Annotated in this window: 17 protein-coding genes and 2 pseudogenes; 13 read left to right on the top strand and 6 right to left on the bottom strand. The window is 44.7% G+C overall.

All coding sequences use genetic code 11. The annotated features are described in order from the left end of the window. Positions 1-3: 3 nt before the first annotated feature. The 3 genes from AB6D06_RS19100 to AB6D06_RS19090 are packed head-to-tail and all read right to left on the bottom strand — an operon-like array spanning position 4 to position 4,054. Positions 4-1,026, bottom strand: a complete 1,023-nt coding sequence (locus AB6D06_RS19100; RefSeq protein WP_017060847.1) for an ABC transporter permease — start codon at positions 1,024-1,026, stop codon at positions 4-6. A 31-nt stretch (positions 1,027-1,057) separates the two neighbouring features. Further along, entirely contained in the window at positions 1,058-2,146 is a 1,089-nt protein-coding gene (locus tag AB6D06_RS19095) for a microcin C ABC transporter permease YejB (protein ID WP_004730359.1), read from the bottom strand. A 12-nt stretch (positions 2,147-2,158) separates the two neighbouring features. Further along, entirely contained in the window at positions 2,159-4,054 is a 1,896-nt protein-coding gene (locus AB6D06_RS19090; protein WP_017068488.1) for an extracellular solute-binding protein, read from the bottom strand. 412 nt (positions 4,055-4,466) lie between these two features. Between AB6D06_RS19090 and AB6D06_RS19085 the strand changes: the two genes are divergently transcribed. Further along, on the top strand, positions 4,467-5,510 hold the full coding sequence (locus AB6D06_RS19085) for an endonuclease/exonuclease/phosphatase family protein (RefSeq protein WP_372100620.1): 1,044 nt from the start codon (positions 4,467-4,469) through the stop codon (positions 5,508-5,510). Between the two features lie 115 nt (positions 5,511-5,625). Here AB6D06_RS19085 and AB6D06_RS19080 read toward each other — a convergent pair. After that, a pseudogene (locus tag AB6D06_RS19080) lies at positions 5,626-6,105 on the bottom strand (outer membrane beta-barrel protein); the annotation flags it as partial. A 118-nt stretch (positions 6,106-6,223) separates the two neighbouring features. On the opposite strand from AB6D06_RS19080, the gene AB6D06_RS19075 reads away from it, so the two are divergent. The 7 genes from AB6D06_RS19075 to AB6D06_RS19045 all read left to right on the top strand — a co-directional run bounded on the left by AB6D06_RS19075 (position 6,224) and on the right by AB6D06_RS19045 (position 13,064). Next, positions 6,224-6,538, top strand: a complete 315-nt coding sequence (locus AB6D06_RS19075; protein WP_017060852.1) for a winged helix-turn-helix domain-containing protein — start codon at positions 6,224-6,226, stop codon at positions 6,536-6,538. A gap of 200 nt (positions 6,539-6,738) precedes the next feature. Then, positions 6,739-7,158, top strand: coding sequence for a D-ribose pyranase (gene rbsD / locus AB6D06_RS19070; protein WP_017060853.1), 420 nt, complete (start codon positions 6,739-6,741; stop codon positions 7,156-7,158). A 99-nt stretch (positions 7,159-7,257) separates the two neighbouring features. Further along, positions 7,258-8,763, top strand: coding sequence for a ribose ABC transporter ATP-binding protein RbsA (rbsA, locus tag AB6D06_RS19065; protein WP_009844906.1), 1,506 nt, complete (start codon positions 7,258-7,260; stop codon positions 8,761-8,763). After that, positions 8,760-9,746 carry a ribose ABC transporter permease gene (rbsC, locus tag AB6D06_RS19060; RefSeq protein WP_017060855.1) on the top strand — a complete coding sequence of 329 codons (987 nt, stop codon included), beginning with the start codon at positions 8,760-8,762 and terminating at the stop codon, positions 9,744-9,746. Before rbsA ends, rbsC begins: the two co-directional genes overlap by 4 nt. A 149-nt stretch (positions 9,747-9,895) precedes the next feature. Beyond that, positions 9,896-10,774, top strand: coding sequence for a ribose ABC transporter substrate-binding protein RbsB (rbsB, locus tag AB6D06_RS19055; protein ID WP_017060856.1), 879 nt, complete (start codon positions 9,896-9,898; stop codon positions 10,772-10,774). 191 nt (positions 10,775-10,965) lie between these two features. Further along, a complete protein-coding gene (gene rbsK / locus AB6D06_RS19050) occupies positions 10,966-11,910 on the top strand; it encodes a ribokinase (protein WP_372111410.1) in 945 nt (314 codons plus the stop codon). A gap of 152 nt (positions 11,911-12,062) precedes the next feature. Continuing rightward, positions 12,063-13,064 (top strand): substrate-binding domain-containing protein, encoded by a 1,002-nt coding sequence (locus AB6D06_RS19045; RefSeq protein ID WP_017064748.1) that lies wholly within the window; start codon positions 12,063-12,065, stop codon positions 13,062-13,064. Positions 13,065-13,148: 84 nt separating this feature from the next. On the opposite strand, the gene AB6D06_RS19040 is transcribed toward AB6D06_RS19045, so the two are convergent. After that, positions 13,149-13,940, bottom strand: coding sequence for a carbon-nitrogen hydrolase family protein (locus AB6D06_RS19040; RefSeq protein ID WP_372111406.1), 792 nt, complete (start codon positions 13,938-13,940; stop codon positions 13,149-13,151). 155 nt (positions 13,941-14,095) lie between these two features. After that, complete coding sequence (locus AB6D06_RS19035) at positions 14,096-14,518, bottom strand: lysozyme inhibitor LprI family protein (protein WP_136978920.1); 423 nt, start codon at positions 14,516-14,518, stop codon at positions 14,096-14,098. Between the two features lie 363 nt (positions 14,519-14,881). Here AB6D06_RS19035 and AB6D06_RS19030 point away from each other — a divergent pair, with 363 nt between their 5' ends. The 5 genes and pseudogenes from AB6D06_RS19030 to AB6D06_RS19010 form a co-directional block, all read left to right on the top strand. Continuing rightward, positions 14,882-16,453, top strand: a complete 1,572-nt coding sequence (locus AB6D06_RS19030) for an EAL domain-containing protein (protein ID WP_372111403.1) — start codon at positions 14,882-14,884, stop codon at positions 16,451-16,453. A 96-nt stretch (positions 16,454-16,549) separates the two neighbouring features. Then, positions 16,550-16,948, top strand: a complete 399-nt coding sequence (locus tag AB6D06_RS19025; RefSeq protein WP_017067715.1) for a hypothetical protein — start codon at positions 16,550-16,552, stop codon at positions 16,946-16,948. A gap of 788 nt (positions 16,949-17,736) precedes the next feature. Further along, complete coding sequence (locus AB6D06_RS19020; protein ID WP_004730320.1) at positions 17,737-17,985, top strand: type II toxin-antitoxin system Phd/YefM family antitoxin; 249 nt, start codon at positions 17,737-17,739, stop codon at positions 17,983-17,985. Beyond that, positions 17,975-18,265: a type II toxin-antitoxin system RelE/ParE family toxin gene (locus AB6D06_RS19015; protein ID WP_005377002.1), complete on the top strand. Its 291-nt coding sequence runs from the start codon at positions 17,975-17,977 to the stop codon at positions 18,263-18,265. Before AB6D06_RS19020 ends, AB6D06_RS19015 begins: the two co-directional genes overlap by 11 nt. An 82-nt stretch (positions 18,266-18,347) precedes the next feature. Further along, positions 18,348-18,451 (top strand): annotated as a pseudogene (locus AB6D06_RS19010) (IS110 family transposase); the annotation flags it as partial.

The following is an 18,451-nucleotide window of genomic DNA, read 5'->3' as shown; positions in this document are numbered from 1 at the left end:
TCCTTACTTCTGTTGATGCGGGTCGAAAGCATCACGCACCGCTTCACCAACGAAGACCAGTAACGTAAGCATCAGTGAAAGCACGACGAAGGCAGAAATGCCAAGCCAAGGCGCTTGTAAGTTAGCTTTACCTTGCGCCAACAACTCGCCTAACGAAGGCGAACCCGCAGGAAGACCAAAGCCCAAGAAGTCTAACGAAGTCAGTGTGGTCACCGAGCCTGAAAGAATAAACGGCATCATGGTTAACGATGCAACCATCGCGTTAGGTAACATGTGACGAAGCATAATACGTTTGTCATCAACACCCATGGCTTGCGCGGCTCGCACATAATCGAAGTTTCGGCAGCGTAAAAATTCCGCTCGCACGATGCCGACTAAACTCATCCAACTAAACAGCACCATAATCCCGAGCAACCACCAGAAATTCGGCTCAATAAAACTCGACAAAATAATCAGCAAGAACAGGGTCGGCATACCAGACCAGACTTCAATGAAGCGTTGTCCGAATAGATCAACCCAGCCACCGTAGTAGCCTTGTGTTGCGCCAACCACGACACCAATCACGCTCGATACAATGGTCAGAATAAAACCAAATAGAACGGAAATACGGAAGCCATAAATGATACGAGCTAATACATCTCGCCCCTTATCATCAGTCCCTAACCAGTTCACCGAATCGGGCTCCGATGGCACCGCACCTGAAATATCGAAGTTTATTGTGTCGTAGCTAAACGGAATGATTGGCCACACGATGTAACCGTTGTCTTCAATGAGCTCGATAACATACGGGTCTTTGTAGTCGGCCTCGGTTTCAAACTCACCACCAAACTCCGTCTCGGCATATTCATTGATAACAGGCACAAACCACTGATTATCATAAGAAACCAAGAGTGGTTTATCATTGGCAATGATCTCAGCGAACAGGCTCAAGCCAAACAAGATGGTAAATATCCAAAGGGAGATAAAACCACGCTTGTTTGCTTTAAAACGTAACCAACGAGCTTCAGCTAAAGGGTTGTTAAACATTTATTATCAATACCTTGTTATTCGTTCGCCATTAACGCGCTTCAAAATCAATTCGAGGATCAACCCAGGTATACGTCAGGTCGGAGATAATGCTCAGCACCAAGCCAAGCAAGGTCATGATATAGAGAGAGCTGAACACCACGGGATAGTCACGTTGAATGGTTGATTCAAAGCCAAGCAGACCAATTCCTTCGAGTGAAAACATCACTTCAATCAACATAGAACCCGTGAAGAAAATACTAATAAATGCGCTTGGGAAACCCGCAATAATGATCAGCATGGCGTTACGGAAAACGTGCTTATAAAGAATACTGCTCTCGTCCAAGCCTTTCGCTCTCGCAGTCACTACATATTGCTTATTGATTTCATCAAGGAAGGAGTTTTTGGTCAGCATGCTGAGCGTGGCGAATCCACCGATAACCATGGCGAAAATGGGCAACGCCAAGTGCCAGAAGTAGTCGCCAATTTGCTGATACCAGTTGAGCTGGTCGAAGTTACTCGACACAAGCCCTCGCAATGGGAACCAACTGAAGTAGTTACCGCTTGCAAACAAGATAATCAGAATAATCGCAAACAAGAAGCCCGGCACCGCGTAGCCGACAATCACCACCGCGCTCGACCAAATATCAAAGCGAGAGCCGTGATGTATCGCCTTCATAATGCCTAAGGGTATCGAAATCACATAGATGATTAACGTACTCCACAACCCTAAGGAAATGGAGACAGGTAAACGCTCGATGATTAAATCAATCACGTTACCACCCTTAAACAGGCTTTCACCAAAGTTAAAGGTCGCGTAGTTTTTCAACATATCGAAGTAGCGAACGTGAATCGGTTTATCAAACCCAAACTGCTTTTTGATCTCTTCAACCACTTCAGGATCAAGCCCGCGTGAGCCTTTATAGCCACTGGCAGACGCTTGATCACTTTCACTTAAATCAACTTCTTGTCCACCACCAGAAAAACGCTCCATAATGCCAGAGTTATGCCCTTCTAATTGAGCAACAGCTTGCTCTACCGGGCCTCCAGGCGCTATCTGGATGATGAAAAAGTTGATGGTGATGATCGCCCACAGCGTGGGGATCACCAACAATAAACGTCGAAATATATACGCGGCCATGCTAACTAACTCCTAGCGACGTTTTTCAGGAAGCAAAGCCGCCTTCTCTTCTGAAATCCACCATGTATCGATACCTAAATCGTATTTAGGCAATACATCTGGACGCTCAAACTTGTCCCACATTGCTACGCGATACTCGCCAACGTGCCATTGCGGGATGTTGTAGAAATTCCACTGCAATACTCGGTCTAGTGAACGACCTAGTGTAAGAAGCTTTTCAGGGTGCTGTTGGTTACGCGCAATTTCTTCTGTTAACGCGTCAACCACTGGATCGATAACACCTGCAGTATTGTAAGTAGAATCAATGTAGTTAGAGTTCCAAACGATCATTAAGTTCGGGCTAGGATAAGGGTTTGCGGAAAATGACGACGAAACCATGTCGAAATCACGATCACGCAAGCGCTTGATGTATTGAGTGGTATCGATGGTACGGATCTTCATCTCAATACCCATGCGCTTAAGGTTCTTTTGAACCGGCGTTGCGATACGTTCCGTGGTTGGGCTGTAAATCAACAACTCAAATGACATCGGCTTGCCAGTCTTTTCGTTGGTCATGACTTTGTCTTTCAGCACCCAACCCGCTTCTTTCAACAATTTGAAAGCGGTACGCATTTGGCTACGAATACGACCGCTACCATCGGTGACGGGTGGTTGGAATTCTTCGGTGAAAACTCGCGGTGGAATCTGATCTTTGTATTGAGACAACAACTCGACTTCAGCTTCGCTTGGTAAGCCTTTCGCTTCGTAGTCGGTATTTTGGAAGTAGCTACGAGTACGCTTGTACTGACCATAGAACATGTTCTTGTTCATCCACTCAAAGTCCATCGCGTAGGTTAACGCTTCACGCACTTTAGGATCAGAGAACACAGGAGATTGGATATTAAAGACGAAACCTTGAGTCGTTTCAGGCTTCTCGTGGTTAATCTCTTCTTTAATGATGTAGCCTTTATCGAAGTTCGCGCCCGTATAAGAGTTAGCCCAGAACTTAGCCGAATTCTCGGTTCGAAGATCGAACTCCCCTGCTTTGAACGCTTCCAACATTACCGTGTCGTCACGGTAGTAATCGTATTGCACCTGCTTGAAGTTATTGCGGCCAACGTTAACTGGTAGGTCTGCTGCCCAGTAGTTTTCATCTAGACCATAGGTAACACTTTGGCCTGATTTGTAGCTGATGATCTTATAAGGACCACTACCGACTGGTGGCTCACTTAGAGGCTCAGACAGCTTTCTGTCTTTCCAGAAATGTTTCGGCAATACACGAGTGCTTTGCGCGAAGCTAAACAGTTTTTCGCGGTTTGGACTGTTCATTTCAATACGAACAACCAAATCAGAGACCGCTTTTACTGACTTAATCTCTTTGTAATACACACGATACTGAGGCACGCCCTCGGTTGAGAACTTGTCAAAAGTAAAGGCAACATCATGCGCAGTGATAGGCTCGCCATCTTGGAATTTAGCATTTGGGTTGATGTCGATTTCCATCCAAGTGAAATCACTGGAGTAGCGAACCTTTGAAGCGATCAATGGATAGTACGCATCAATCTCGTCACTCGGAGAAAACATCAAGGTATCGTAAATCTCTCCGGTATAACTTGCAGCAACGCCGCGGGAACCGAATCGATTAAAGCTATCGTACGTACCTATGCTGCCATAGGTCACTTTGCCCTGCTTTGGCGCATCAGGATTAACGTAATCGAAGTGAGTGAAATCGGCTGGATATTTTGCTTCACCAAAACCAACCAGTTGTGTGGTTTCAATAACGGTGACAGCAGGAGTTGATTGGGTTTCAGAAGCGTAAGTAACGGAGGGTTGTAAAGCAATAAGCGGCAACATGATTGCACATGACTTCAAATTAAACCTGAAAAACTGAGTGCGTTGCGAAGCTTTGCGTCGAAAAACTGTTCCCATTTGACTCTCCCTTCAAATGTCATGACTTCTATATTCAAGTTGATTTATCGGCTTTGAATGCATGCCGTTAAATCAAGTATAGGTTCAAATCTAACATCATGTAATAACTAATAAAACCATCAGCACTCTATCTCTGACGGTTTATTTACAAATTACTCGTCACCACTCGAAGTTATTGGATGCAGTGAGCTTTGATTGCTTTGGTTCCTTTGATTGAGTTGATTAGCTTGGTGGCGTTGGAAAGCACGGGGGAAGGCAGAAGCACTAAGATTGCTCTAGCCTGAATGACACAAGCCTCAACGGCTAAGATTCCTTTGGTTGGCTTCTAAAGTGAAATTTAGGCTCTAAATAATCAACAAACTATACTTTTACTGGAGTATCCTTGCAGCCTAGGTCTAAATGGAATGACACTTTGAACAAACCAAACCAAATAACATTCGCAACGTTCAACCTTCTGAACTATCTCGAGCCACCGAATGCTTATTATGATTTTGAGAACATCTACAGCTTCGAAGAATGGCAGAAGAAGCAACATTGGATGGCTGAAGCGATTCGCTCATTAGATTGCGATGTGATTGGCTTCCAAGAGATATTTAGCCCGCAATCTTTAGAGCTATTGATGAACGAGCTAGGTTATCCATACTTTGCAGTGGTCGATAGCGCCAACGTTGAAGATGATTACCTATACACCTCACCAGTTGTTGGGATCGCTTCCCGTTACCCGATTGAAAACGTGCAGCCTGTTACGCCAGATTCGACGTTACTGACAGCATTCAACCTTGACGACAAATTCTCATTCAACAGAACGCCTGTTCACGCGACGATTACGTTACCCCATTTAGGTTCAACCGACTGTTATGTGGTGCACTTCAAATCACAACGTCCGACAGAGCCAAAAGCAGAATCTGTCGATGCGGACAACACTCAGCAAGGTGCAAAACCACAAAGTGACACGCTCACTCGTTTTCACCAAGAACAGCTTGGCTCTTGGCTATCAAGTGTCCAACGCGGTCTAGAAGCTCAGATGCTGCATCAATACATCACCAACCAACGCTACCAAACCGAGCAACCTGTTGTGTTGATGGGTGACTTTAATAAGCCACTGTTTAATGATGAGTTTAAAGGGCTGTTGAATTACTCAATCAACCGAGACGAAAACAGCAAGCATTGGCTATCCCACTTTCGCTTGAAAGACAGCTGGGATCTTTACCATCAACTGCATGAAGAAGACTTGCTTGAACAGCGAAAGCCAACCCATTACTACGGCGCTTCTGGATCTGTACTGGACTACATTTTGATGTCGAACGAGTTTGATTGTCAGAACTCTTCAAGCTTAATGGAGATCTCTAGCTACACAGTGTTAGACCATCACCTGATTAATCCTAGTTTTGAACACGACCAATTCAGTACCGACCATGCCATCGTGTCTGTCACCGCTCATATTCGTGAAGCCTAGAGTTAAACATAAAAAAGCCGCAGTCAAAAACTGCGGCCTTCCACTTTAGTTAAACGGGTTGAGCCAACCGACGCCCCATTTAGAAACCGATTTACCGTTTAGCAAAGTGTGAAACTTAGAATGTGTACATTGCGCCTAAGTAGAAAGAGTCCAGAACAACAGTATCTTCTGTCTTGTGTCCGTTTTCGTAATCTTCGATATCAAAAGCATCGGCTTCGTATGCTAAGCGAAAGCTCAACGAAGACATTGTAGGTGGCGTGTATTCAACACCAACACCCATACGGATGCCATCTCCCGAATCATCAAAACCATCTCCTGACGGGCGAGAGCCATCAGCAAGCTTCATGTCTAGATCAATAGTCGACAGACCGATAGTGCCAAATGGACGAATGCCATTATCAAACGTGTAACCGAGGTTCGCCGTTACCGAAAAGATTTGAGGTGTCCAAGTGAAAACCTTATTACCAGATTTCGTTTTCAGGGCTATATCACCAAAATCTGTGTATTGAGCTTCAACCGAAACAATGCGGTTAAATTTGTAACCAGCAATTAATCGGTAAGTATTGTCTTCGGCTTTAAAAGTAATAGGCTCACTGATCGTGTCAGTTCACCCGCCCACTTCGACCATTAGCACACTTAAATAATTACCCGCTCCAACAGCAGGCCAATTTGCTCAATCTCCACAATTTAGAATAAGACGAACAGAAAACACGATGAACCACACAATAGACTTCAACGGCTTAATCATTGATATCGACGCTCGAACGATTACCAACCAGCAAGGAAACAAAATCACTTTGCGCCCTCGCCTATTAGCAGTGCTCTGCTTGTTATTGGAAAATGTGGGAAGACCGATTTCAAGAGAGCATATTGTTGATGTGTGTTGGGACGGACAACTCTCGTCACCACATGTTCTTGCAAACGTAGTCTATAACCTACGCAATGTGTTCGCGCGATTAAGAGCATCCAACGTCCAGATCATTACCATTAGTAAGTTCGGATATGCGCTATCGATTGAACCCACGTAAAAGGATTTATGCAATCAATGGCGGTGACTAAGATCACCAAAAAACGCCCCATCGAAACGTTTCGATGATCATTATCACACTCTAAAACAATCAAACGTGCAAATGATAAATCAGACACTATTATCACTATCGAAACGTTTCGATGGCTTTTCTTGAGTTGTTCTCAACCCATCAAGCGTTATTTTTCGATAGGTCGTGATATGAAAAAAAGTACTTTAATAAACTCTGAACTCTCTTACCTAGTGGCGACTCTTGGCCACACAGATGAAATCACGATTTGTGACGCGGGCTTACCAATTCCAGACCACGTAACTCGTATTGATCTTGCTTTAACTCACGGTGTCCCAAGCTTTCAGCAAACGGTAAAAACCATGCTGGATGAATCTCAAATCGAAGGTGTTGTGATTGCAGAAGAGTTTGCGAAAGTAAGCCCAGAGCACCACGCTGCGCTGATTGATTTAATCAAGACAGAAGAAGCGCGTTGTGGCAAATCGCTTTCTATTACTTACATCACTCATGAAGAATTCAAACAGCGTACGCATGAAAGCCGCGCGGTAATTCGCACCGGTGAGTGCACACCATACGCAAATGTTATTTTCCAAGCTGGCGTAACCTTTTAGCTCAAGCAAAACGCAACGACAGCTCAGTGACATCACTGAACCAAAACAATACATAGACAGAACAATCAAATACAACTGGCCCCGAGTAAAGGAACCGACATGACTCAAGCCATTTTAGAACTTAGCTCAATTGAGAAAGCCTTCCCTGGTGTGAAAGCACTGGATAAGGCAAGCCTCAACGTTTATCCAGGACGCGTAATGGCGTTAATGGGTGAAAACGGTGCGGGTAAATCAACGCTTATGAAAGTGCTGACAGGCATCTACCACTTGGACGGCGGCACTATTGCCTACCAAGGAAAACCTGCTGCATTTAAAGGGCCACGTGATTCTCAACAAGCAGGCATTAGCATCATTCACCAAGAGCTGAATCTAATCCCTGAATTGACCATCGCCGAGAACATCTTCTTAGGTCGTGAAATCACGGGCACCATGGGTCGTATCTTGTGGAACGAGATGTACCAAGAAGCAGACAAGCTACTTAAACGCCTTAACGTGAAACACAGCTCGAAAACGCCTCTAGGTCAGTTGAGCCTTGGTGAGCAGCAAATGGTAGAGATTGCGAAAGCCCTATCGTTTGAATCTAAAGTCATCATCATGGATGAACCAACCGATGCGCTAACCGATACCGAAACTGAATCTCTGTTTAAGGTGATTAACGAATTGCGCGATGAAGGCTGTGGCATTGTTTACATCTCTCACCGTTTGAAAGAGATCTTCGAGATTTGTGATGACATCACCGTGCTGCGTGACGGTAAGTTCATTGGTCAGTGTGAAGTAAAAGACACCGACGAAGATGGCCTAATCGAAATGATGGTTGGTCGTAAGTTAGACGAACAATATCCACGTATCGGCCAGAGCCATGGTGAAACTTGTCTTGAAGTGATTGGCCTGACGGGTTCTGGTGTTCACGATGTGAGCTTTACGCTAAAACGCGGTGAAATCCTGGGTGTATCTGGCCTAATGGGTGCTGGCCGAACTGAACTGATGAAAGTGATTTACGGTGCCCTTCCAAGTGAACGCGGCGTCATCAACCTAGAAAATAAAACCATCAACCCTGTAAGCCCGAAAGACGGCTTGGCCAATGGCATTGCTTACATCTCTGAAGACCGTAAAGGCGATGGCTTAGTTCTAGGGCTTTCTGTTAAAGAAAACATGTCGTTATGTTCACTTGACCTACTAACAAAGAGCGGTCAAATCCAACATAAAGACGAAGTGATTGCAGTAGATGACTTCATCAAGCTATTCAACATCAAAACCCCGACGCGCGAACAGATTATTGGCAACCTTTCTGGTGGTAACCAACAGAAAGTGGCTATCGCTAAGGGCTTGATGACCAAACCAAAAGTACTGATTCTCGACGAGCCAACGCGCGGTGTCGATGTCGGTGCTAAGAAAGAGATTTACCAACTCATTAATAAATTTAAAGCCGACGGCATGAGCATCATTTTAGTCTCATCTGAAATGCCAGAAGTGTTAGGAATGAGTGACCGCATCATGGTGATGCATGAAGGCCGTGTAAGCGGTGAATTTGATGCTAAAGAAGCAAACCAAGAATTATTACTGGCGTGTGCGGTCGGTAAAAAGATCAACGAGGACGCAGCATGAGTACTAAAACCATGAGCAAAACAACTGAAGCTCCAAAGAAAAAACCGTTAATCAGCAAAGAGTGGCTGATTGATCAAAAGTCATTGATTGCTTTGCTCTTCCTGATTGTTGTCGTTTCTTTCTTAAACCCGAACTTCTTTACTGTCGACAACATCCTAAACATTCTGCGCCAAACCTCGGTTAACGCAATTATCGCTGTAGGTATGACGCTGGTTATCTTAACCGCGGGTATCGACTTGAGTGTGGGTTCTGTACTGGCGCTTTGTGGTGCGTTCGCAGCCAGCATGATTGGCATGGAAATCCCTGTGATGATCGCAGTACCAACCGCTCTTGTAGCAGGTGCAGCATTAGGTGCGATTAGTGGTGTGATTATCGCTAAGGGTAAGGTTCAAGCCTTCATCGCAACGCTTGTCACCATGACACTACTTCGCGGCGTAACCATGGTTTACACAGATGGTCGTCCTATTTCAACAGGCTTCACAGACACAGCAGACGCATTCGCTTGGTTCGGTACTGGCTACGCAATGGGTGTACCGGTTCCAGTATGGATCATGGTCGTGGTATTCGCAGCAGTATGGTACCTACTTAACCACACACGCTTTGGTCGCTACGTTTACGCACTGGGTGGCAACGAATCAGCAACTCGCCTATCAGGCATCGACGTAGACAAAGTAAAAATCGGTGTTTACGCAATCTGTGGTCTGCTAGCTGCAGTGGCAGGCATCATCGTGGCATCGCGTTTGTCATCTGCTCAACCAACCGCAGGTATGGGTTATGAGCTAGACGCTATCGCAGCCGTAGTTCTTGGCGGGACAAGCTTAGCTGGCGGTCGTGGCCGTATCATGGGCACATTGATTGGTGCTCTGATTATCGGCTTCCTAAACAACGCCCTAAACCTACTAGACGTATCTTCTTACTACCAGATGATTGCAAAAGCAGTGGTTATTCTTCTGGCAGTATTGGTCGACAACAAAAACAAATAAAACCTATTCACACTCTAGGTTAATACAAGTAACACTCTAGTTTAATAAAAGTAACAGTTTGTTTTACCTTAAAATATTAGAATCTATAAATAATGTAACAACGAGCTAGGACTCACCTCTTAGCTCCCCCTACACAAAGGACTTACACCATGAAAAAATTAGCGACTCTTATTTCTGCTGCTCTTCTTTCTACAACAGTATCTGTGTCTGCACAGGCGCAAGATACAATGGCAATCGTTCTGTCTACATTGAACAACCCATTCTTTGTAACCATGAAAGATGGCGCAGAAGCGAAAGCTGAAGAGCTAGGCTACAAGCTTATCGTTCTGGATTCTCAAAACGACCCAAGCAAAGAGCTGTCGAACATTGAAGATCTAACCATTCGTGGTGTTAAGGCAATCCTGATCAACCCAACAGATTCAGACGCCGTGTCTAACGCAATTCGCATGGCTAACCGTTCAAACATCCCAGTACTAACACTAGACCGTGGTGCAAGCCGTGGTGACGTAGTAAGCCACATCGCTTCTGATAACGTAATCGGTGGTGAAATGGCAGGTCACTTCATCATGGAAAAAGTGGGCGAAAAAGCGAAAGTAATCCAACTTGAAGGTATTGCTGGTACTTCTGCAGCTCGTGAACGTGGTGAAGGCTTCATGAATGCAGTAAACGGCAGCGACCTTGAGCTTCTTGCAAGCCAACCTGCTGATTTCGACCGTACTAAAGGTCTGAACGTAATGGAAAACTTGCTTGCTGCTAACCCAGATGTACAAGCAGTATTTGCTCAAAACGATGAAATGGCACTAGGTGCACTTCGCGCAGTTCAAGCGTCAGGTAAAGAAGTGATGATCGTTGGCTTTGATGGCACAGACGACGGCATCGCTGCTGTTAACCGCGGCCTACTAGGCGCTACAGTTGCACAACAACCTGACCTAATCGGTTCTCTAGGTATCGAAATGGCAGACAAAGTACTGAAAGGCGAAACAGTAGACGAGTACGTACCAGTACCTCTAAAAATCATCGCTAAGTAATCGTTACTAGGTAACGCGATATAAAGCAGGGAGTTCCCTATCTCCCTGCTTTGATTGGCTCGCTGACTCAAACAAAAGCAAACCCCGACAGTGCATCGCTGTTTCTCATTCCGCTCACAAAAGAGAGCGCACTTAACACCATGAGAAAGACCCATGCATTTTCAAATACGATATATCATAAGGCTCGTATCATGACTCAACTGATTGTTTTAGGTAGCGTTAACGCTGACCACGTACTGCAAGTTCCTTCGTTCCCTCGTCCGGGTGAAACCTTGATTGGCGGTAACTATCAGGTCATCCCTGGCGGTAAAGGCGCAAACCAAGCAGTCGCTGCTGCGCGATTAAACGCAGATATCGGCTTCATCGCCTGTGTCGGTGACGACCCATTCGGCATCAACATTCGTCAAGACTTCGCTAAAGACGGCATCAACATCGACGGTGTTATCGTGGCAGACAACACGCCAACTGGCATCGCGATGATCCAAGTATCCGCAACGGGTGAAAACAGCATCTGTCTTTCTGCAGAAGCTAATGACAAGCTGACTTGCGACCAAATCGAACCACATCTAGAGAAGATTCGCGGAGCCAAATACCTGCTAACTCAACTTGAAACGCCAATTGAAGGTATTGAGTACGCTGCGAAAGTAGCAAAAGAGAGTGGCACGCAAGTCATTCTAAACCCGGCTCCTGCTCGTCCATTATCGGATTCACTGCTTGCTTGTGTTGACGTGATTACACCGAACGAAACTGAAGCAGAAGTGCTGACAGGCATTACCGTGACGGACAACGCGTCTGCTCATCAGGCTGCGTTGGCTCTGCATGCTAAAGGCATAGAAACGGTAATGATCACGCTAGGCGCGAAAGGCGTGTGGGTGAGTCATCGCGGTCAAGGCAATGAAGCCAGCGAAGGTGAATTAATCGCAGGCTTCCGTGTTGAAGCAACAGATACAACTGCCGCAGGTGACACTTTCAATGGCGCATTAGTCACAGGCTTGCTTGAAGATATGCCACTAGAGCGTGCGATTAAATTTGCCCACGCTGCTGCTGCTATCTCCGTGACTCGCTTTGGTGCTCAAACATCGATTCCAAGCCGTGCTGAAACTGATGCGTTCTTAGCAAAGCGACTGTCTGCTTAGCTTGATACCTATTTGAAGGCCTAACTCCTGAACTAAACCGTAGTTAACGGATGTTAGCCTTCAAATTCGGTAACAACAAATAACAAGCATAAGCCCCTGTTTTCAGGCAGAATATCGCCCAACGTGGAAGGTTATTCCCACAAGGATTTTTTATGGCAACAATGAAAGACATCGCACGGCTCGCAAAGGTTTCGACTTCTACCGTGAGCCACGTGATCAACAAATCACGCTTTGTCAGTGAAGAGATTGCTGAGCGTGTTAACAGTGCGGCTAAAGAACTCAACTATGCGCCTTCTGCATTGGCTCGCAGCTTGAAAATGAAGCAAACCAAAACCTTGGGAATGCTAGTGACCACATCCACCAATCCATTCTTTGGCGAAGTGGTGAAAGGTGTAGAACGTCGTTGCTACGAAAAAGGCTACAACCTTATCTTGTGTAACACCGAAGGCGATAGCGAACGCATGAAATCCTCTATCGATACCTTGCTGCAAAAGCGTGTCGATGGCCTGATGCTAATGTGTTCTACCCTTGAAGGCGAACATATCGATGTATTCGAGCGCTACCCAGAACTACCTGTTGTGGTCATGGACTGGGGCCCAATGCTATTCGCGAGTGATAAGATCCAAGACAACTCGCACCAAGGTGGTTACATGGCAACTAAACACCTGATTGATAACGGTCATTCTCAAATTGGTTGTATCACAGGGCCACTGCACCGCAATCAAGCTTCGTCTCGTTATCAAGGCTTCAAACAAGCAATGGAAGAAGCCAATTTAGAGATCAACCCTAAGTGGATTGTTGAATCCAACTTTGAATGTGACGGTGGCTTTGACTCTTATCAGACATTGAAAACTCGTGGCGAAATGCCGTCTGCCTTGTTCGTCAGTAATGACATGATGGCGATGGGCGTGATTCACGCTGCGGCGCAAGATGGCACATCGATTCCGAATGACCTATCTATCATTGGCTACGATGACATCCACTTGTCTAAGTACATGACACCCGCGTTAAGCACTGTCCACCAGCCAAAACATCGTTTAGGTAAAGCCGCAGTGGATACGCTTTTGAGCAGATTACAAACTCCAGATGCTTATCCGCAAGTCGTTGAACTTGAACCTACTCTTGTTGAACGAAGCAGCGTAAAAGCCATTTAAAGCGCCTTCTTAGAGATCTAAACAACAAAGGGCAAGGTTAAAAAACCTTGCCCTTTTCGCTCCTAATGCACTTCACTTATCTTCTTAGCGATTCAACACAGATGCGATTTGCTGTATTTCGTCTAACACATCGACGCCATTGTATTGCGGCGCAATCGAGAGATCTTGAATACTCACGGTTTCTACCGATTGCCTTTCGTTGAGCTGAGTCACTAACTCCCCTTTGGGTGAGTAGGCTCGGCTTCCACCACAATAAGTCGCGGTAAACGCATTAACCACATCTTGCCCGACGCGATTACAAGTAACCATGTGACACCCTTCCTCCAAGGCTCTCGCTTGAGCAATGGCAAAACTATGATGCCCACCGAAGTTGGCAGGGTGAAGAATAACGTCGACCGACTGATACCCTCTCATGATCTCCGGGAACCAAATATCAAAGCAAATCGCGACACCAAACTTTAAGCCTTTGTGCTCAAACGAGAGGCGTTCCTCCCCTCTCGAGAAATACTGCTTATCGAATTTGGTTTGACTGATTTTTCTATATTTGTGTCGTAAACCGGAAGCATCCACAACCACGACGCTGTTGTAATATTGGCCGCTATCTTTCTCGGCAATACCAGCAACAATCAAGGTGTGATGCTTCGCTGCAAGCTGCGTTAATGAATCAATAGTACTGCTGTCGGCGAAGTCTTCAGCCAATTCATGAATTTCTTCAGCCTCATTAAAAATATACCCAGTAGTGAACAGTTCAGGCAGTAAAGTAATATCGCCAACTGACGGCTCCGCTTGCAAAAGATCAGAGACCGAATCTATATTCTTTTGTTTGTTTTTGTATTCAACTTCAAGCTGAATAAGCGTGATACTGACATTATTCAAAATCGATTCCTTACTAGGTAATACTTAAAGCTGTAATGCTTCAAGCTGGAGACTAAGAACTAAGAACGACAGAGTAGGCCAATCCCCTATCGCTTTCTTATTCGCCCGCCAAAGGTTGAAGCAGGTGCACAGTCCTGTACGTATTTTAAACCTGCCTACGGCGCTAATTTAGGCTCTGGTAAAACCGGAGGCGTGCTGTCCATGTAGGTTAAGAAATTCGCCCACACCTCATGCGTGCGCTGCTTGGTTAACCTTGTCTTACAGGAAAGCGCCATAACCCCTCGAATAGAACCATCACGCCATTGGATGTAAACAGAGTCACAATGTGCTGTCATGTACGCCTGCCAGCTCTCCTGAGCCTTCTTAATTGAAGCGACCAGCTGAGCTTCATAAGCATTGTGCTCAAAGCTGGCTGCAAGGTATTTATCCAGTTCCGCTTGTGCAGATTCCAACTCAATTGCCGCACAGTGATTGATCTCGATGGTATTCATCGCATTCTCGCAATCAACAACACCTTCGTCGGCCAACGCAGAGAATGAGAAGCACACCGCTATGAGTGCTGATATCAGTTTTGTCATAATCATCCTTTATGCTGTCACCACCAAAACGAATCGAGTCGTGACTTTATTTATTTAAACGTGGCTCAATATTTAGCTCATTCAACTCATTCAGCTCATTCAGCTCATTCAGCCAGAGCAAATAACAATAAAATTTATCAGGATATAAGCATTTGTTATCCGCATGAATCATCAAAAATGACGCCTCGCCAACTCAAATAAACGAGATAACGCTCAGATTTTGCTGGTAAAACTAGAAAACATATTATTTATATCAATAATTCGTGCCTGCATTCACAATATTAATTATTTATATTGCTACGTAATCGTTAACTTTATAAATTAAATCGAATGCTCACATAAATCGGTAACGCTTCTCCAACTATGGATATCAAGTACCAAAACATTGCTAAGACTTCATTTTACTTTGCCATTTCTTTCTTTTTATCCATGGCAATGCTCATTCCTTTTACACCGCATCACTACCAAACATTAACCGAAGACACATCAAGGTTAGTTGAAACCAGGTTAGAAGGGATCCAATCAAGGTTCGACCGTTTTTTATCTGAAGTTAGACCTGAACAGTCTTGCGACGCGATCGTTAGACAGCTTCGACAAAACGTTTTTGAAGCCGATTGGGTAAAAGAAGCAGCGGTATTCAATAAACAGAACCGATTTTACTGTTCAACCACCGATGGTGACGTTTCATTTCGCCTATACAGCACCATCAGGCAGCGGCTCAATGACGACCCGAATTTAACAACCCTGTCGTATTCCAACTCGGCCATCACGCAAGTTCAGTCCATCATGCTCATTTTCTCGAACAAAGAAGATGCCGGAGTGAGCCTGATGATTCCGCCACACTTCATCTATGACCTTGTTGAAACAAACCTGAGCAGCCATGGAATACAGGCCAAAGTTGAAGTGATCAAAAGAGATATCCACCCTACCGATATTGACTCATCAATCGCCAAGGTGCGGATACAATCGAACACCTACCCATTGACCATCACCTCATACATTGGGTATCAGTTTTATCTTCACTTCATGTTGAGTTATTTATGGTTTGGCTTTTTGATGGCCGGAATCACCACCATTATTCTCCTTTCCATCAAGCATAAAAAGCAGAGCCAACGCAGCTTAGAATATTCGCTTTCAAGTGCGCTAAAAAACCAACACCTTCATGTTCACATGCAGCCTATCGTTAACCAAAACACCAATGAGATCGTCGGCTGTGAGTCACTATTACGATGGAACGACCCAATTGAAGGTAACGTCTCCCCGGCTATTTTCATTCCGCTTGCTGAAAGCTTAGGCTTAATTGAGGAGCTCACCTACTTCGTGCTGCGCAAAGTATTAATGACGTTGAAAAGCAATCAAGATGTGTTCGACTCAAAGTACATCAGCGTCAACATCAGCCGCAACGTAGTGTCTAACAGTAACTTCTCTAACAAAGTGATCAGCATCTTTAAAAGACACCCTGAGATCCTCAAGCAGGTGGTTTTTGAAGTAACCGAATATGGTGAATGTTCTGATGCCGACATGGTCAAAATTAGAGACAACCTAACCAAGCTATCGAACAGGGGCGTCAGAGTCGCGATTGATGATTTTGGTACAGGCTACGCAGGGTTAGATTTCGTAAGACAGTTCCCGTTCAGCATTCTCAAAATCGATCGCGTGTTTGTGAAAAACATATCCGACGAATCCAGCTTTGGTCTCCCTTTGCTAGAGTCCATGCTTCAACTATCACGCACCTTAGGGATGCAAGTGATCGTAGAAGGTGTCGAGTACGAATCCCAAGTGAAAATCTTATCTAAGCTTGGTGTCGACTATATCCAAGGCTTCTATTTTTATAAGCCGATGCCGATAAACCTGACTATCAGCTTACTCAAGCAACAGCATTTTGAGTCAGATAACGTTGAGGAACAAACCAACCAGACATTCCTTGTTACATAAGGCACTAAAAAACAACGAAAGAAAATGCGAAGGCTATGGGTCTCCTTTGATGAACATTTAAACCATCGCATCATTGAATGCATCACAAGGGATATCATGGAAAAGACACTTCAAACCAAACTGGCGACTAGCCTACTACTGCTGAGAATCGGCATTTTTATCGTCTTCTTGTTCTGGGGCTTAGATAAGATCCTTGTCCCTGAGCACGCGACAAAAGTACTGTCTGGCTTTTACGGCATCGACATCTCGAACAATGCGATGATGGCTCTGGGTGTCGCGCAGCTCGGATTTTTAGGCGCATTCGTTGTAGGCATGTGGAAAAAGTACACCTACGGAGCCATTTTAGTCCTTCATGCAGGCTCAACCTTTTCCTCTTTTGGAAAATACATGGACCCGTTCAACAACCTACTGTTCTTCGCCTCTTGGCCAATGCTCGCAGCCTGTATCGCGATCTTCTTACTTCGCGACTACGACACTTATAGCGTTTCCAACTAACACAAAGGGCGCCGTTATTGGCGCCCTTTGTGTTTTGCTTGGTTCTTATCAACCTAAGATACTCTGTTAGCTGTATGACCCTATTTTACATTTCTATAAGTTACTAGAAACCCTGTCAAACCTATTGAGAGAGCAGCAATACATACTCCCCTTAGTATTGCATCATTGAGATAAGCTGAGTAGAAAAGCATTGCAATAAATGCACTACATGACACCAAAAAAGGTGCAATTGAACGATGGGTAAAACGTGAAGTATCAACCACACTATAACGATCTAGAACCAAATCCAAGAGCAAGAGCATGTGCATAACAAACAAAACATTTAGTACTGGAAGTACCCAGTAAAACCAACTATCTACAGGAAAGCTAAATAGTTGAACAAAGGTAAGGTGAGCCAATATAGAAAACAAAATACTTTTCCAACCATTCTAACTACTTTGTACTCTAATGCGGTATGTTCGTCGGGCGACAGAAGCAAGTGGCTTGACTGAAGAAACCCAAATAGCCAACCAAACTATAAGTAATACCATGGTTCAAGAGCCTCTAAATTAAGGTTTACGCAGCTATTCTGAATTAGATATCTAGAACTATTATCCCAAGATATCGACACTTTACGCCTTGCTAAGGTGTGAGCAAACCAATACCTTAGCCTCCGCATAATACCTTAAACACATAAACCAACGCATAGTAAAAATGCCACGTGTTGCGAATCACTCTTAAGCAACTTGTTATACCGCTTGATTGAGGCTAAAATGACCAAAATAAAGACCACTTAAGAGACCTATTAAATGACCACTAGAATTTTAGCCGATGTTGCTGCAAGCATTACTGAGTTGAAAGCTAACCCTATGAAAGTTGCAACTAGTGCTTACGGTGAACCTGTTGCTGTACTGAACCGAAATGAGCCAGCATTTTATTGCGTACCAGCCGAAGCGTACGAAATGATGATGGACAGACTCGAAGATCTTGAACTACTAACTATTGCGAAAGAGCGTGAATCTGAAGAGAGTATTTCGGTAAATATTGATGACCTATAAACTCGACTTTAAAAAGAGTGCACTCAAAGAGTGGAAAAAGCTTGGCTCAACGCTTCAACAACAATTTAAGAAAAAGCTAATCGAGCGTTTAGATAACCCGCATGTTCCGGCTTCAAAACTCTCTGGAGCTGACAACATGTATAAGATTAAGCTGCGCCAATCGGGCTACCGTCTCGTCTACAAAGTTGAAGACGATGTCATCATTGTAACCGTCTTAGCAGTCGGAAAACGCGAACGTAGCGATGTTTACCGTAAAGCTATGAAAAGGTTAGATGATTGATTGCGGTATCAACGAATGACATGGATTCCCCCTACCGAGGATCTGCCACACTTATGTGGTACTTAAATGCATCGGAGGCACCATGTCTGATTATTCTTATTTCTGCGGTATCGACCTAGCTAAAAACCACTTTAGTCTTCATGCCGTAGACCAAAATGGTAAGGTCATACTTCATAAGTCAGTAAC

It is taken from the genome of Vibrio sp. 10N.239.311.G01, from assembly GCF_041465805.1.
Classification (GTDB): Bacteria; Pseudomonadota; Gammaproteobacteria; order Enterobacterales; family Vibrionaceae; genus Vibrio; species Vibrio crassostreae_C.
Note: the sequence above shows the minus strand (reverse complement) of the source record. Positions and strands in the feature narration are given on the sequence as shown.

What these genes read in the sequence shown, in the direction of transcription:
- AB6D06_RS19100 (WP_017060847.1), bottom strand. Translation starts at nt 1,026, where the DNA reads ATGTTTAACAACCCTTTAGCTGAAGCTCGTTGGTTACGTTTTAAAGCA.
- AB6D06_RS19095 (WP_004730359.1), bottom strand. Translation starts at nt 2,146, where the DNA reads ATGGCCGCGTATATATTTCGACGTTTATTGTTGGTGATCCCCACGCTG.
- AB6D06_RS19090 (WP_017068488.1), bottom strand. Translation starts at nt 4,054, where the DNA reads ATGGGAACAGTTTTTCGACGCAAAGCTTCGCAACGCACTCAGTTTTTC.
- AB6D06_RS19075 (WP_017060852.1), top strand. Translation starts at nt 6,224, where the DNA reads ATGAACCACACAATAGACTTCAACGGCTTAATCATTGATATCGACGCT.
- rbsD (WP_017060853.1), top strand. Translation starts at nt 6,739, where the DNA reads ATGAAAAAAAGTACTTTAATAAACTCTGAACTCTCTTACCTAGTGGCG.
- rbsA (WP_009844906.1), top strand. Translation starts at nt 7,258, where the DNA reads ATGACTCAAGCCATTTTAGAACTTAGCTCAATTGAGAAAGCCTTCCCT.
- rbsC (WP_017060855.1), top strand. Translation starts at nt 8,760, where the DNA reads ATGAGTACTAAAACCATGAGCAAAACAACTGAAGCTCCAAAGAAAAAA.
- rbsB (WP_017060856.1), top strand. Translation starts at nt 9,896, where the DNA reads ATGAAAAAATTAGCGACTCTTATTTCTGCTGCTCTTCTTTCTACAACA.
- rbsK (WP_372111410.1), top strand. Translation starts at nt 10,966, where the DNA reads ATGACTCAACTGATTGTTTTAGGTAGCGTTAACGCTGACCACGTACTG.
- AB6D06_RS19045 (WP_017064748.1), top strand. Translation starts at nt 12,063, where the DNA reads ATGGCAACAATGAAAGACATCGCACGGCTCGCAAAGGTTTCGACTTCT.
- AB6D06_RS19035 (WP_136978920.1), bottom strand. Translation starts at nt 14,518, where the DNA reads ATGACAAAACTGATATCAGCACTCATAGCGGTGTGCTTCTCATTCTCT.
- AB6D06_RS19030 (WP_372111403.1), top strand. Translation starts at nt 14,882, where the DNA reads ATGGATATCAAGTACCAAAACATTGCTAAGACTTCATTTTACTTTGCC.
- AB6D06_RS19025 (WP_017067715.1), top strand. Translation starts at nt 16,550, where the DNA reads ATGGAAAAGACACTTCAAACCAAACTGGCGACTAGCCTACTACTGCTG.
- AB6D06_RS19020 (WP_004730320.1), top strand. Translation starts at nt 17,737, where the DNA reads ATGACCACTAGAATTTTAGCCGATGTTGCTGCAAGCATTACTGAGTTG.
- AB6D06_RS19015 (WP_005377002.1), top strand. Translation starts at nt 17,975, where the DNA reads ATGACCTATAAACTCGACTTTAAAAAGAGTGCACTCAAAGAGTGGAAA.